Below are 14000 nucleotides of genomic sequence, written 5' to 3' on the forward strand. Positions count from 1 at the left end.
GGCGTTTGCCGACGCTCAGCCCTCTTCGGGATCCGTTGCGGCCGCATCGGATCCCGCACCGTGAGCGGCGGCCCGCCTGCGGATCTCGGAGTCGAGGATCAGACGCCCGCGCAGCTTGCCTTTCATCCGCTTCACATGCTTGGGCGCCTCGGTCATGTGCTCGACCATCAGCGCACGGACGCGCTCGGCATCGCGCTCGCGTGCGGCCTGCAGGATCGCCTTGTGGATCGATACGTTCGCTTCGCCGAAGCGCTTGTGTTCGACGAGCGGCGTATCGTTCCGGAACTCGATCAACTGCCGGATCATCTCGTTGATCAGCTCGCAGCTGAATCGCAGGAACGGGTTCGGGTTCGCGGCCGCGAGGATGTCGTGGAACGTCGTGTCCTCCTGTCGCTGGCGCAGCATGTGGCCGCGGTCGTGCACGCCCGACGCGCCATCGCAACACGCGATGTTCGACTCCAGCGCCGCGAAGTCGCGCTCGCTCAGGTGCGGCACGGCGCCCGCCGCCAGCTCGGGTTCGAGCAGCTTTCGCACCGTATAGATATCGTCGATCGTCACGTCCTTGAAGAACAGGTAGTTCTGCAGGAGCTGCAGCGTGCGGTCGAGCGGCACCTCGACGACCATCCCGCCGCCCGACGGCCCCGTCGTGACCTTGATGAGCCCCTGCACCTCGAGCGACTTCAGCGCCTCGCGGATCGTGCTCTTGCTCACTGCATAGAGCTGCTGCAGCTCGGCTTCGCGCGGCAGGCGGTCGCCCGGCTTCAGGTCCTTCTCGGTGATCAGCCGCTTGATCTCCTCGGCGACCAGGTCGGCCCGCTTCGGCTGCTTGATTTCGACCGCGAGGCCCGCCCTGGCTCGGTCCATGACCATCTTCACGACTCCTTTGTCTGACTGCGCGCCGCGTCATCGTCGACGATCCGTTCCGGCGCAGGGTACGGAATTTTGCCTGATTGACACCAATTTTGATCAACTCTAGCATCAGGTTCATTCTATTTATCATGATAAATAGGATCAACCGGCGGCGCGCATCCTGCAGGGCGTGGGCACGGTTTGGCAGTCGGTCGCATCGCGTGTGTCCCCCTTTATCAGGAGCGTCAACTTGAATCGCCGAGAACTGTTGAAACTGGCCGCACTGTCGGCCGTGCCGGGTGCGCTCGGCAGCATGTCGTCCCGTGCCGCGTTCGCGCAGGGTTCGACCATCCAGCTTGCATGCCCGGTGCCGATGTCGGGGCCGTTCGCCGCCAACGGCAAGTACGCCGATCTCGGCATGCAGCTCGCCGTCAAGCAATACGGCAAGGTGCTCGGCGCGCCGCTTGCCTATACGGCGCTCGACACCGAGGGCAAGCCCGCGACCGCCGTGCGGCGCGTGCAGGAGATCGCGCAGCAGAAGGGCGTGCGCTTCTTCGCGGGCGGCATCCTGTCGTCCGAATCGCTGGCGATGGGCAAGGAAGTCCAGAAGGCGGACGGCGTGTTCATCACCACGGCCGGCGCGGACGAAATCACCGGCAAGGATTGCAACGCCGCGACGTTCCGCTGGTCGGTGCCGACCTTCGGCGCGATCGAGCAGACGGTGCGCCCGTTGATCCAGATGCTGCCGAAGGCGAAGCGCTGGTACACGATCACGCCGCAATACGTGTTCGGCGACGGCCTGCTGTCGGCCGCGAAAGCGATCTTCAAGGAGAAGGGCATCGAGCATGTCGGCAACAGCTACCACTCGCTCGCCGAGAAGGAGTTCAGCGGCTACCTGACGAACGCGGCGGCCGCGCAGCCGGACGTGCTGCTGATCCTGAACTTCGGCTCGCAGTCGTCGGACACGCTGCGCCAGGCCGTCAGCTTCGGGATGAAGCGCAACTGCACGATCCTGCTCGCGTGGGCATCGGGCCTCGAGCAGTTCGAGGCGCTCGGTCCCGACATCTGCGACGGCGTGTATTTCGGCGCGCAGTATTGGCACGGCATCGATTCGCCGCTGAACCGCGACCTGGTGAAGCGCACGAACGCCGTGTTCAAGGCGAACCCGAACTACAGCCTCGCGGGTTCGTACATCTGCTCGAAGATCCTGCTCGACGCGATGGTGAAGGCCGGCAGCGCCGATCCGAAGAAGGTCGTCGCGGCGATGGAAGGCATGAAGTACGACGGCCTCACGGGCCCGGAGGAAATCCGCAAGGCCGACCACCAGGTGCTGAAGAACTACTACCTGCTGAAGGGCAAGCCGAAGGGCCGGATGAAGAGCGCGGACGACTATGCCGACATCGTCAGCTCGGGCCAGTCGTTCCTGCCGGTCGACAAGACGGGCTGCAAGCTCGCGTGACGCCGTGCATGCGTCCGCGGCCGTCGTGCGCCGCGGACGTCCGTTACCTTCCTTTCCGACACGGAAGCCATGAACGTCTATCTGCTGCAGATCGTCAACGGCATCGGCGTGGGCATGCTGTATTTCCTGCTCGCCGTCGGCCTGTCGATCGTATTCGGCCTGCTGCGCTTCGTGAATTTCGCTCACGGCGCGTTCTACCTGCTCGGTGCGTATCTCTGCTACCAGGCGCTGCAATGGTCGGCGAATTTCTGGGTTGCGCTCGCGGTCGTGCCGCTCGTCGTCGGTGCGTTCGCATGGGGCGTCGAAAAACTCGTGCTGCGTCATGTGTACGCGCAGCAGCATGAATTCCACATCCTGGCGACGGTCGGGCTCGCGCTCGTGCTGCAGGAGTGCGCGATCCTCGCATGGGGCCCGCTCGGCGACAACGTGCCGCCGCCCGACGCGCTGAACGGCGTCGTGATCTGGGGCGGCTTCGTCTACCCGAAATACCGGCTGTTCGTGATCGCGTTCACGGCCGTGCTCGCCGCCTTGCTGTGGTGGGTGCTCGAAGGCACGCGGCTCGGCAGCACGGTGCGCGCGGGCAGCGAATCGACGGAGATGGTCTCGCTGCTCGGCATCAACGTGACGCGCGTGTTCAGCCTCGTGTTCGCGCTCGGCGCGGCGACGGCGGCACTCGCGGGCGTGCTCGCCGCGCCGATCCGCGGCGTCGATCCGTTCATGGGCATCGAGGCGCTCGGCGTTGCGTTCGTCGTGGTCGTCGTCGGCGGGATGGGGAATTTTCTCGGCGCGCTCGTCGGCGGGCTGCTGGTCGGCATCGTGCAGAGCCTGATGAGCACGCTGTGGCCGGAAGGCGCGCGATTGATGATCTACGTCGCGATGGCGGCCGTGCTGCTGCTGCGTCCGAACGGATTGCTGGGGAGGGCTGCATGATCGAATCGTCGAAACCGCTGCCGCCGGGGGCGGCGGCCTCGCAACGCGCGCAGCCGTGGCGCGGCGTGCTGCAGCGGCCGGAAGGCTGGCTTGCGGTGGCCGTCGTGTGCGTGCTGCCGGTCGTGCTGAGTTCGGGCTCGCTCGCCACCGAAGTGCTGGTGTTCGCGCTCGCCGCGCTCGGCTGCAACCTGCTGCTCGGCTATACGGGGCTGTTGTCGTTCGGGCAGGGCATCTTCTTCGGGCTCGGCAGCTACGCGGCGGGGCTCGTGCTGACGCGCGGCGTCGCGTCGGTGAGCGTCGCGCTGCTGTCGGCCGCCGCGCTCGGCGCCGTCGCGGCCGCGCTCGTCGGCTGGTTCTCGATCCGGCAGCGCGGCACCTATTTCGTGATGCTGACGCTCGCGTTCGGGCAGCTGTTCTACTTTCTCGCCTATACGACGCCGGACGTCACGGGCGGCGACAACGGGCTGCTCGACATCCCGCGCCCCGCGCTCGCCGCGTTCGGGCATCCGTTCGTCCCGCTCGATTCGCCGTGGCGCTACTACGGCTTCGTCGCGGTGCTGTTCGTCGCGGTGTTCTGGCTGCTGCTGCGCGTGTCGCGCTCGGTGTTCGGCCGTACGCTGCTCGCGATCCGCGACAACGAGGCGCGTGCGGCGGCGGCCGGCTACGACGTGAAGCGCTTCAAGCTCGCGGCGTTCGTGATCTCGGGTGCGGTCACGGGCCTCGCGGGTGCGCTGCACGCGTTGATGACGGGCATCGCGCCGCTGTCGAACATCGACTATCACACGAGCGAGATGATCCTCGTGATGACGGTGATCGGCGGCACGGGCAACCTGTTCGCGTCGGTGCTCGGCGCGGCGTTCTACGTGCTGTTCGCGGACTGGCTGTCGACGCTGTGGCCGCGCTGGCTGCTGCTGCTCGGCCTCGTGCTGATCGCGGTCAGCCTGTTCATGCAGCGCGGCTTGTGGGGGCTGGGCGAACGCGTCGCGGCGAAGCTGCGGCGCACCGAAGGCACGGCGGCTGATGCCAGGGAGCAGCAATGAGCGAAGCGATTCTCGAGGCGCGCGGCGTCGTCAAGCGCTACGGCAAGTTCACGGCGCTGGGCGGCGTCGACCTGCGGATCATGCCGCGCACCGTGCATTCGGTGATCGGCCCGAACGGTGCGGGCAAGACGACGCTGTTCCATACGCTGACGGGCACGCTGCCGATCACGTCGGGCTCGATCCTGTTCGACGGTCACGACGTGTCGCGCGAACCCGATCACAAGCGCGTGCGGCGCGGCATCGCACGCTCGTTCCAGGTGACGAGCCTGTTTCCGAACCTGAGCGTGCGCGAGAACCTGCGGGTTGCCGCACAGGGCGTCGAATCGCGGCGCGCGCTGAATCCGTGGACGCCGCCGCGCGGTGCGCTCGCGCACGGCGGCATCGTCGACGACGTGCTCGAGCGGCTCGGCCTGCAGCGCTTCGCCGACACGGCGGCCGGCGTGCTGTCGCACGGCCAGCAGCGCCGGCTCGAGGTCGGGATGGCGCTGGCGGCACGGCCGCGCGCGATCTTTCTCGACGAGCCGACGTCGGGCATGGGGATCGACGATCTCGACGACATGAAGGCGCTGATCCGCGGCCTGCGCGACGACTACACGGTCGTGCTGATCGAACACAACATGGGAATCGTGATGGACATCTCGGACACGATCACGGTGATGCAGCAGGGCCGCGTGCTGGTCGAAGGCAAACCCGACGCGATTCGCGGCGACGAGCGCGTGCGCAGTGCGTATCTCGGCAACATGATCACGGGAGGCCGCGCATGATGCTCGACGTGAAGGAGGTCCATGCGTGCTACGGCAAGAGCCACGTGCTGCAGGGCATTACGCTGAACGTGAACGAAGGCGAGACGGTGACGCTGCTCGGCCGCAACGGCGCGGGCAAGTCGACGACGCTCAAGACGATCGCGGGCGTCGTCGCGCCGACCGGCGGCACGCTGACGTTCGCGGGCCAACCGATCGCCGGGCAGCCCGCGCACCGGATCGCCGCGCGCGGCCTGTGCTTCGTGCCCGAGCATCGCGGGATTTTCCGGCTGCTGTCGGTCGAGGAAAACCTGCGGCTCGGCGCGCGCCGCGATTCGCCGTGGCAGCTCGACGACATCTACCGGATCTTTCCGCGCCTGAAGGAGCGCCGCCGCAACGGCGGCGCGCAGCTGTCGGGCGGCGAGCAGCAGATGCTCGCGATCGGCCGCGCACTGATGAACCACCCGCGGCTGCTGATGCTCGACGAGCCGGTCGAGGGGCTCGCACCGGTGATCGTCGAGGAGATCGTCGAGCAGTTGAAGCGGATCAAGGCGGCCGGCGTCGCGATCCTGCTCGTCGAACAGAACCTCGAAGTGTGCACGCAGCTTGCGGACCGCCACTTCGTGATCGAACAGGGCGTGATCGTCTACGAAGGCAGCAACGCGGCGTTCGCCGCCGATCACGAGGTGAAGGACCGTTATCTGGGCGTCGGTGTCGCGTAAGCGCCGTGCCTTTTCATTGCGAGGAATTCCATCGATGCAAGTTCAGGATTCGACACCGGGCGTCGCGGCGTCCGGCTTGCGCGTCGACGGCGCGCGGCTGTGGGACAGCCTGATGCGTCTCGCGCGGATCGGCGCGACCGACAAAGGGGGCGTGTGCCGACTCGCGCTCACCGAACTCGATCGCGACGCGCGCAACCTGTTCGTCGCATGGGCGAAGGAAACCGGCTGCACGGTGCGGGTCGACGCGATCGGCAACATCTTCGCGCGGCGTGCGGGCGAACGCGACGACCTGCCGCCCGTGACGACGGGCAGCCATATCGACACGCAGCCGACCGGCGGCAAGTTCGACGGCAACTACGGCGTGCTCGCGGGCCTCGAAGTGCTGCGCACGCTCGACGATGCGGGCGTGCGCACGCGTGCGCCGCTCGAGGTCGCCGTCTGGACCAACGAGGAAGGCTCGCGCTTCGTGCCCGTGATGATGGGCTCCGGCGTATTCGCGGGCGCGTTCACGCTCGACCATGCGCTCGCGCAGTGCGATCGCGACGGCGTGTCGGTGCGCGACGCGCTGGTCGCGATCGGTTATGCGGGCGATGTGGACGACGCGGACGATGGGTGCGACGCGCATCCGGTCGGCGCGTATTTCGAAGCGCATATCGAGCAGGGGCCGGTGCTGGAGGCGCACGACACGACGATCGGCGTGGTCGAGGGCGCGCTCGGGCAGCGCTGGTATGACGTGACCGTGCACGGGATGGAGGCGCACGCGGGCCCGACGCCGATGGAGCTGCGGCGCGACGCACTGCTGGTCGCGGCCGATCTCGTGCGCGCGGTGAACGGCATCGCGCGCGCGCATCCGCCGCACGGACGCGGCACGGTCGGCTGGGTCGACGTGTACCCGAATTCGCGCAACGTGATTCCTGGCCGCGTGACGCTGACCGTCGACCTGCGCGCGGCCGACGATGCGACGCTCGCGGCGATGGATGCGGCACTGCGCGCGACGTGCGCCGACCTGGGCGCATCGGCCGGCATGCGAATCGACGTCGAGCAGGTCGTGTACTTTCCGCCGCAGCCGTTCGATGCGACGCTGGTCGAGCAGGTTCGGGCCGGCGCGAGCGCACTCGGGTTGTCGTCGATGAACGTGATCAGCGGCGCGGGCCACGACGCCGTGTATCTCGCACGCGTCGCGCCGACCGCGATGATCTTCGTGCCGTGCAAGGACGGGATCAGCCACAACGAGATCGAGGATGCCGATCCCGCGCATCTGGAAGCCGGCTGCAACGTGCTGCTGCAGGCGATGCTGGGCGCTGCCGGGATCGCGGAAGGTGGCGCACGATGAAGATCCTGATCGCCCGGATGAACCACGAGACCAACACGTTCTCGCCGGTGCCGACGCCGCTTGCCGCGTTCGGCCGCAACGGCCCCGACTGGGGCGACGACGCGTATCGCGCGAACCACGGGATGCGCACCGCGATGGCTGCGTTCATCGATGCGGCCGCGCGTGAAGGCGCTGAAATCGTGACGCCGGTGTCGGCGGCCGCGAACCCGAGCGGGCCGGTTGCGGCCGATGCGTATGCGGCGATCTGCGACGCGATCGTCGCGGCCGCGCCCGGCTGCGATGCGGTGATGCTCGACCTGCACGGCGCGATGGTCGCCGAGCAGAGCGCGGACGGCGAGGGCGACCTGCTCGCGCGCGTGCGCGCGACGCTGCCCGACGCGCCGATTGCGGTCGCGCTCGACCTGCACGCGAACGTCACGCAGAAGATGATCGACCACGCGGACGTGATCGTCAGTTTCAAGACCTATCCGCATGTCGACATGTATGAGACGGGCGAGCACGCGGCGCGCGTGCTGCTCGACCGGCTTCATGGTCGCGCACGGCCGGTGCTTGCGTGGCGGCAACCGCCGCTGATGACGTCGACGCTGCGCAGCGCGAGCGCCGAAGGCGCGATGCGGCGCGCGGTGGAGGCCGCGCGCGCGGCCGAGGCCGAGGTCGGCGGCGTGCTCGCCGTGTCGGTGCTTTCGGGTTTCTCGCTCGCGGATATTCCCGCGCCTTGCATCAGCGTCGTCGTGGTCGGCGACGGTGACCGCGCGGCGGCCGATGCCGTCGCCGAACGTATCGCGCGGCAGATCTGGGACGCACGCGACGAATTCGTCTACCGCAGCGCGCCGCTCGCGGAATCGGTCGCGCAGGCCGCGGCGCTCGCGCGCGGCGCGGACCGCCCGGTGCTGATGCTCGATCACGGTGACAACTGCATGTCGGGCGGCCCGTGCGACACGATGGACCTGCTCGAAGAAGCGCTCGCGCAGGGGCTCGACGGCATCGTCAGCGGGCCGCTGTGCGACCCGCAAACCGTCGCGGCACTGATCGATGCGGGTGTCGGCGCGACCGTCACGGTGCCGGTCGGCAACCGGCTGCCGTCGCACGGCGGCGTGCGGCGCGAGCCGTTTCGCGCGACCGGTGTCGTGCGCGCGATTACCGACGGCGAATACGTGATCACGGGGCCGACCTACACGGGCCAGCGCGCATACATGGGCCGCACGGCCGTGCTCGACATCGGCGCGGCGACGCTCGTCGTCACCGAGCGCACGCAGGAGCCGTGGGATCTCGGCGTGTTCGAGAGCGTCGGCGTCGACCCGCGCCGTGCGCGCTTCCTGCTGCTGAAATCGCGGATGTATTGCCGGCCGGTGTTCGTGCCGATCGCGGCTGCGCTGGTCGAATGCGACAGCCGCGGCGTGACGGGCTCGGACTACGGGCTGTTTCGCTACGAGCGGCTTGCGCGGCCCGTGTATCCGCTCGACAACGTCGATCGGTGGGGGCAGGGCGCGTCACCGGCGGCCTGACGGAGCGGGGCGCGAGACGCCGGATTTGCATGCTTTCGGGCATCATGCGATGGCAGCGGCCCGTCGAGCAGCAGGGTCGTGCAATCCATTGCGTCCGCAACCGATCCGGAGAATCGACCGCCATGCATTCGAATCCTTTCCGCCTGCGCAGCGCGCGCCTGCTCGCCGCGCTGACCCTCGCCACGACGGCCGTCGCCGTGCACGCCGCCGACTGGATCGTGTCCGGCAACGACGGCAAGTACCAGCGCGTCGAGGGCCGCGACACTTTCCTTGCGTCGCCGCCCGCCGACACGCTGACGCTGCTCGACGCCAGCACGTTCCCGCCGAAAGTCGCATTGCAGGTCGACGTCGAGAACGGCATCCAGGGGCCGCCGCAGGCCGTCGCGATCACGCCCGACGCGAAGCTCGCGCTCGTCGGTGCGCCGACGCGCTACGACGCGGCCGCGAAGCAGCTCGTGTTCGACACGTTCCTGCAGGTCGTGAATCTCGACGCCGCACCGCCCGCAATCACGCGCATCGAGCTCGGCACGCATCCGCAAGGGATCGCGATCGACCGGTCGGGCCGGCTCGCACTTGTCGCCAATGTCGACGGCAGCGTATCGATCCTGCGCATCGACGGCACGCACGTGACGCTCGACGGCAACCTGAAGATCGGCAAGAAGCGGCTCGCGGGGATCAGCTTCACGCACGACGGCAAGCATGCGCTCGTGTCGCTGCGCGACGAGCAGGGCGTCGCGGTGCTGAACGTCGACGACGGCAAGGTGACCGACAGCGGCGCGCGCCTGAGCACGGGCGTCGCGCCTTACACGATCGACGTGTCGAGCGACAACCGCTGGGCGGTCGTCAGCAACGTCGGGCTCGCGGGGCTGCCGGGCTATACGGGCACGCTCGCGGGCGACGCCGATACGGTCGCGCTGATCGATGTGTCGCGCGTGCCGTTCCGGACGGTCCAGTACCTGACGGTGCCGTCGCTGCCTGAAGGCGTCGCGATTTCGCCGAACGGGAAATGGATCGCCGTGCAGGCGATGGACGGCTCGAACCTGACGCCCGACAATCCGGGCCGCCACAAGCTCGGCAAGGTGCTGCTGTTCGAGATCCGTGACGGGCACGCCGTGCAGACCAGCGAGTTGCCCGGCGGCGAAGCCGCGCAGGGCATCGTGTTTACCGCCGACAGCCGGCACGTGATCGTGCAGTTCAATGTCGAGCGGCAACTGGCGCTTTACGCGGTGGAAGGCGGCAAGCTGCGCGATACGGGCAAGCGTATCGCGTTGACCGGCGGGCCGTCTTCGTTGAGGACGTTGCCACGCTGACGCGCGGGGCGCCTGTCGATGCGCGACCTGCTTCGACGCCGCTGCAACGCAGCAAGCGGCGGGTCGCACGATCGAAGACGACGTGCAGCTCCGGGGTGAACGAGCCGAATTCAAGCCCGTGATGTTGCGCGAGCAGCGTGCGCGCCGTCGTCGCGATGCGCGTTACGGCCGCAGCAGATCGAACCCGCCGAATACGACGACACCGCTGAGCGCAATCATCGCAACGGAATGCTGGCCGAAGTAGAGAATCGCGGCGGCAAGCCACGTCGTGATGCAGAAGGCGCCGATGCGGGCCATCGTGTGTTCCTCGAATGCGTAATGAAGTGAGTGCCGCACGGCGTTCGCCGCTCGACCGGCGAGCGGTGCACGAAGGCGGACGGAGAGGGCGACCCGCGAAGCCGCGACGGCGGCGCGGCACGCACACGTGCCGCGCCCGGAAGGGCGGGAGTCGAACCCGGCGGCGTTCCGCGACCGTGCCCGCAGGCCGTCGACGCGCGGATCCGCCCGGCAAAGCGGCAATTTTACCAGCGTCGTTTTGCTGCCAATCTGGCCCTTTCGCGACTTGAGTGCTGCGATCTATCGAAGAATCCGTCCGACCCCGATGCTCAAGTTTCGTATGACGAATGCCGTAAACGAGTCGGAAGGCATTTCATGCCACCCCGTCACGATTTGTTTACCGACATACGGACCGACACGATGCAGATCGATTTTTCCACAACCGCGCGATCCCCGCTGGCGGACGGCAGCGTTACAGCAAACAGCCCAGGCGCATCGGCCGCGACGTCATCCGCCGACGGCTCAACGGATACCGCTGGCACCACCGGCACCACGAGCACCACCGGCGCGAGCGGCACGAAGGGGTCGACCGGCGGCACCGGCGAAACGCTCGGCGCATCGGGCGCGTCGTCGGAAAGCCCGGCAGTCAGCCAGTTGAAGGCGCTGATCGAGCGGTTGCAGAAGCAGCTCGCGACGCTCGAGCGGCAGATGGCGAGCGCGGCCCAGCGCGCGAAGGACGACCCGGCCGCGGCGGTCGAACAGCAGTCGCTGAGCGCGGAAGCCAGCGCGATCTCGGCGGCATTGGCGACGGCGATCTCGCAGCTCGCGGCGGCGATCGAGAAGTCGGGCGGCTCGTCGGCGGGCGGGCTGGTGTCGACGCAGGCCTGACGGTTTCCGGCTGCGCGCGGCCGTCAATGCCGCGTCGGCCGCACGCATTACAATCGCAAGCTCGTCTCCCTCGAAAGGACGGCAGAACGATGCATGCGGAACTCGACGACGACGAACTCGTCCGCTTCGACGCGCACGGCGGCACGCCGCTGTCGGCGGCCGATGCCGAAGGATGGATCGAACACGACGGCGCGCGCATCTGGCACGCGTCGTTCGGACACGGCCCGCCGGTCGTGCTGCTGCACGGCGGCCTCGGCCACGGCGGCAACTGGGGCAACCAGGTGCCGGCGTTGCTCGCGGCCGGCTACCGCGCGATCCTGATCGACAGCCGCGGCCACGGCCGCAGCACGCGCGACGACCAACCGTATTCCTATGAACGCATGGCGTCGGACGTGCTTGCTGTCCTGGACGCGCTGCACGTCGACCGCGCGCGCTTCGTCGGCTGGAGCGACGGCGCATGCACCGCGCTCGTGCTGGCGGCCCGCGCGCCGGAGCGCGCGGCCGGCGTGTTCTTCTTCGCGTGCAACATGGACCCGGGCGGCACGAAGGAAATGGTGCCGGGCCCGCTGATCGACCGCTGCTTCGCGCGGCACCGGAAGGACTACGCGCAACTGTCCGCAACGCCGGACCAGTTCGACGCATTCGTTTCGGCCGTCAGCGAAATGATGCGTACGCAACCGGATTACAGCACGCAGGATCTCGCGTCGATCTCGGTGCCGGTGACGATCGTGCAGGGCGAGCACGACGAATTCATCCGGCCCGAGCATGCGGCGTATCTGGCGTGCACGATTCCGGGCGCGACGCTGACGATCCTGCCCGGCGTGAGCCACTTCGCGCCGCTGCAGCGGCCCGCGCGATTCAACGCGGCGATGCTGGCCTTCCTCGACCGGCTGCCGGGCTGACCGCTCGTACGGGCCGCGCGCGCCGTCGATGGGCGCGCGCGTTGGTCGCCCGTGCTCAGACCATCGCGTTGTCGTTGCCGGGAATCTCGTGCGCCTTGATCTGCTTGCGGTGCAGCTTGTACAGCAGCTTGCCGAGCATGCCGTCCTCGTGACGCAGGCGCGTGATGTTGCGCACGTATTCGTCGTCCGGCGCGATCGCCTGGGCGCCCATGATCCAGCGCACGCTTTCGCGATAGTTGTAGAGCGACTTGTCGCGGCTGTCGGCCAGGATCGACGACAGCGCGGCCATTGCCGCCGGATGGCCGCCTTCCGCATGGCGGCGCAGTTCGTCGACGTAACGATGGCGCGACGGGAGATCGTCGACGTCGGCGATGAACATCAGCATCGTCTCGAGGCCCTCGGTATGCCCCATCTCGTGCGCCATGCGCGCGGCCTCGACGGCTTCGACCTGCATGCGCGCGCGTTCGGCTTCGTCCTTGCTGGCGCCCGCGATGTGATAGTACGCAAACGCGAGCTGGTACGCGGCCATGTTGCCGCCGTCGTCGACCGACTCGCGGAAGTAATGGGCGGCGCGGTACAGATCCTGCGCGACGTGCATGCCGTCTTCGTAGAAGCAGCCGAGCAGGTAGCCGCACGAATCGCCGCCCGCTTCATAGCCGAGCTCGCACAGCGCGACCGCATCGGCGGGCCGACGGCCTTCGTCGCGCATCGCCGACGCGAGTTGGTTCCATGCGAGCGAGCCCGGCTCGTTCACGCGCGCGGCTTCGAGCCACGCATCGCCGCGTGCGTCGTCCTGCGCGAAGCCGAACGTGCCGGTGCGATGGGCGTAGCCGCGCAGGATCATCGCCGACGTGCATGCGCGCGCATCCGATGCGCGCTCGATCGCGCCGGTCAGCCAGGTGCCCTGCGGATCGAGGTCGAGCGCGAGCCGTACGCCCATTGCCATCGCGTGGTTGTCGTCGATCGGCTGATCGCGCTCGGCTTCCTGAAGGCGCGCGTAAGCCTGTTCGTATTCGCTGCGCATGAAATGACTGTGCGCGAGCCAGTGCAGCGTTTCCCAGCGGTGATACGGATGCAGCGCGGCCTTGGCGCGCGCGAGCGTCGCGGCCATTGCGCGGCGTGCATCGTCGTCGTCGTCATTCGAATCGAGCGTATTGCCGATATGGTCGTCGCGCCAGATCTCGTGGCGCAGCCGGTCCTTCTCGACCGCGTCGAGGTGCGCGCACGCGTCGGAATCGACGAACGCGCGGACGTGGTCGTGCGAGCCGCCCCAGCGCGGCTGCATGTACCAGATGAAGGTGCGCATCGAGAAAAACTGGTGCGGGTGAATGTGCAGCGTCGCTTCCATCCAGTACCACTTGCCCTTGCGCAGCTTCCTGCCCTGGACGGGGCCGGGCAGCGCTTCCGGAAATTCCGCCGGGCAGGCGACGGGTACGTCGGGGTTCAGCCCCGAACGCGCGAGCATGCCCTGCAGTTCGGCGCGCGTGGCCTCGTCGTGGGCGCCGACGTTCAGGTGCAGCTCGGTCACGGGCCAGCGGCGCTGTTGCACGAGCTGCGTGAGCCACTCGGGTTCGTCGAACGACGACACGCTCGTGAAGATCACCTTCGGCGCGCTCCACATCGTCGGCGCGAGCACGAGCGCGCGCAGCGCGGCGACGATCGTCAGCGTGGCGCACGCATGCGCGCAGATCCAGCCGGTTTCGGTCACCGTCCCGGCCCAGCCGGAGCCGCGGTACTCGTACGCCCAGTGGTGCCAGTAATGCGCTTCGCACAGCCACGCGTGCGCGGATTGCGGGTTCGCGGCCTGCCAGGCGCGCAGGCGCGCGAGGCCTTCGGCGCCGGCTTCGATGCACGGCTGCAGGTCGGCCGGCAGCGCGTCGACGTACAGCGCTTCGGCCGTGCGGTCGGCGAAGCTGGCGGCGAGCGCGGCGTCGAGCTGCGTGTCGAGCGCGGCAAAATCGCCCGCGCGCAGCAGCGCGTCGACGTCGCAGATGAACCATCGGGACTTCGCGGGCGGAATCAGGGCGGCGGGAGCGGAGGACATGT

At 68.3% G+C, this 14000-nt stretch carries 13 protein-coding genes; 10 read left to right on the top strand and 3 right to left on the bottom strand.

The features are described from left to right. Positions 1-15: 15 nt before the first annotated feature. Positions 16-870 carry a FadR/GntR family transcriptional regulator gene (locus MRS60_RS31045; protein ID WP_034182499.1) on the bottom strand — a complete coding sequence of 285 codons (855 nt, stop codon included), beginning with the start codon at positions 868-870 and terminating at the stop codon, positions 16-18. Between the two features lie 229 nt (positions 871-1099). Here MRS60_RS31045 and MRS60_RS31050 point away from each other — a divergent pair, with 229 nt between their 5' ends. The 8 genes from MRS60_RS31050 (at position 1100) to MRS60_RS31085 (ending at position 9888) form a co-directional block, all read left to right on the top strand. After that, positions 1100-2308 (top strand): ABC transporter substrate-binding protein, encoded by a 1209-nt coding sequence (locus MRS60_RS31050; protein ID WP_034182498.1) that lies wholly within the window; start codon positions 1100-1102, stop codon positions 2306-2308. 69 nt (positions 2309-2377) lie between these two features. Further along, complete coding sequence (locus MRS60_RS31055) at positions 2378-3238, top strand: branched-chain amino acid ABC transporter permease (protein WP_072440443.1); 861 nt, start codon at positions 2378-2380, stop codon at positions 3236-3238. After that, the gene (locus MRS60_RS31060; RefSeq protein WP_243567241.1) at positions 3235-4278 is read left to right on the top strand and encodes a branched-chain amino acid ABC transporter permease; all 1044 of its coding nucleotides are present in this window, start codon (positions 3235-3237) and stop codon (positions 4276-4278) included. The genes MRS60_RS31055 and MRS60_RS31060 overlap by 4 nt, the downstream gene beginning before the upstream one ends. Next, a complete protein-coding gene (locus MRS60_RS31065; RefSeq protein WP_034182495.1) occupies positions 4275-5042 on the top strand; it encodes an ABC transporter ATP-binding protein in 768 nt (255 codons plus the stop codon). The genes MRS60_RS31060 and MRS60_RS31065 overlap by 4 nt, the downstream gene beginning before the upstream one ends. After that, positions 5039-5740 carry an ABC transporter ATP-binding protein gene (locus MRS60_RS31070; RefSeq protein WP_243567242.1) on the top strand — a complete coding sequence of 234 codons (702 nt, stop codon included), beginning with the start codon at positions 5039-5041 and terminating at the stop codon, positions 5738-5740. The genes MRS60_RS31065 and MRS60_RS31070 overlap by 4 nt, the downstream gene beginning before the upstream one ends. A gap of 34 nt (positions 5741-5774) precedes the next feature. Beyond that, entirely contained in the window at positions 5775-7073 is a 1299-nt protein-coding gene (locus MRS60_RS31075) for a Zn-dependent hydrolase (RefSeq protein ID WP_243567243.1), read from the top strand. Continuing rightward, positions 7070-8578: a M81 family metallopeptidase gene (locus MRS60_RS31080; protein WP_243567244.1), complete on the top strand. Its 1509-nt coding sequence runs from the start codon at positions 7070-7072 to the stop codon at positions 8576-8578. Before MRS60_RS31075 ends, MRS60_RS31080 begins: the two co-directional genes overlap by 4 nt. Before the next feature lie 122 nt (positions 8579-8700). Continuing rightward, positions 8701-9888 (top strand): YncE family protein, encoded by a 1188-nt coding sequence (locus MRS60_RS31085; protein ID WP_243567245.1) that lies wholly within the window; start codon positions 8701-8703, stop codon positions 9886-9888. A gap of 162 nt (positions 9889-10050) precedes the next feature. Here MRS60_RS31085 and MRS60_RS35000 read toward each other — a convergent pair whose 3' ends face one another. Then, positions 10051-10185, bottom strand: coding sequence for a hypothetical protein (locus tag MRS60_RS35000; RefSeq protein ID WP_006405345.1), 135 nt, complete (start codon positions 10183-10185; stop codon positions 10051-10053). Between the two features lie 399 nt (positions 10186-10584). On the opposite strand from MRS60_RS35000, the gene MRS60_RS31090 reads away from it, so the two are divergent. Both MRS60_RS31090 and MRS60_RS31095 read left to right on the top strand, forming a co-directional pair. After that, complete coding sequence (locus MRS60_RS31090) at positions 10585-11052, top strand: hypothetical protein (RefSeq protein WP_034182490.1); 468 nt, start codon at positions 10585-10587, stop codon at positions 11050-11052. Between the two features lie 89 nt (positions 11053-11141). Beyond that, the gene (locus MRS60_RS31095; protein ID WP_243567246.1) at positions 11142-11954 is read left to right on the top strand and encodes an alpha/beta fold hydrolase; all 813 of its coding nucleotides are present in this window, start codon (positions 11142-11144) and stop codon (positions 11952-11954) included. A 55-nt stretch (positions 11955-12009) separates the two neighbouring features. Here MRS60_RS31095 and MRS60_RS31100 read toward each other — a convergent pair whose 3' ends face one another. Beyond that, on the bottom strand, positions 12010-13998 hold the full coding sequence (locus MRS60_RS31100; RefSeq protein ID WP_243567247.1) for a DUF4034 domain-containing protein: 1989 nt from the start codon (positions 13996-13998) through the stop codon (positions 12010-12012). Between the last annotated feature and the right edge of the window lie 2 nt (positions 13999-14000).

The organism is Burkholderia pyrrocinia (genome assembly GCF_022809715.1).
Lineage (GTDB): Bacteria > Pseudomonadota > Gammaproteobacteria > Burkholderiales > Burkholderiaceae > Burkholderia > Burkholderia pyrrocinia_C.

Bases quoted from the DNA above. Each gene is read 5' to 3' on its own strand.
- MRS60_RS31045 (WP_034182499.1), bottom strand. From the start codon at position 870: ATGGTCATGGACCGAGCCAGGGCGGGCCTCGCGGTCGAAATCAAGCAG.
- MRS60_RS31055 (WP_072440443.1), top strand. From the start codon at position 2,378: ATGAACGTCTATCTGCTGCAGATCGTCAACGGCATCGGCGTGGGCATG.
- MRS60_RS31060 (WP_243567241.1), top strand. From the start codon at position 3,235: ATGATCGAATCGTCGAAACCGCTGCCGCCGGGGGCGGCGGCCTCGCAA.
- MRS60_RS31065 (WP_034182495.1), top strand. From the start codon at position 4,275: ATGAGCGAAGCGATTCTCGAGGCGCGCGGCGTCGTCAAGCGCTACGGC.
- MRS60_RS31070 (WP_243567242.1), top strand. From the start codon at position 5,039: ATGATGCTCGACGTGAAGGAGGTCCATGCGTGCTACGGCAAGAGCCAC.
- MRS60_RS31075 (WP_243567243.1), top strand. From the start codon at position 5,775: ATGCAAGTTCAGGATTCGACACCGGGCGTCGCGGCGTCCGGCTTGCGC.
- MRS60_RS31080 (WP_243567244.1), top strand. From the start codon at position 7,070: ATGAAGATCCTGATCGCCCGGATGAACCACGAGACCAACACGTTCTCG.
- MRS60_RS31085 (WP_243567245.1), top strand. From the start codon at position 8,701: ATGCATTCGAATCCTTTCCGCCTGCGCAGCGCGCGCCTGCTCGCCGCG.
- MRS60_RS35000 (WP_006405345.1), bottom strand. From the start codon at position 10,185: ATGGCCCGCATCGGCGCCTTCTGCATCACGACGTGGCTTGCCGCCGCG.
- MRS60_RS31090 (WP_034182490.1), top strand. From the start codon at position 10,585: ATGCAGATCGATTTTTCCACAACCGCGCGATCCCCGCTGGCGGACGGC.
- MRS60_RS31095 (WP_243567246.1), top strand. From the start codon at position 11,142: ATGCATGCGGAACTCGACGACGACGAACTCGTCCGCTTCGACGCGCAC.
- MRS60_RS31100 (WP_243567247.1), bottom strand. From the start codon at position 13,998: ATGTCCTCCGCTCCCGCCGCCCTGATTCCGCCCGCGAAGTCCCGATGG.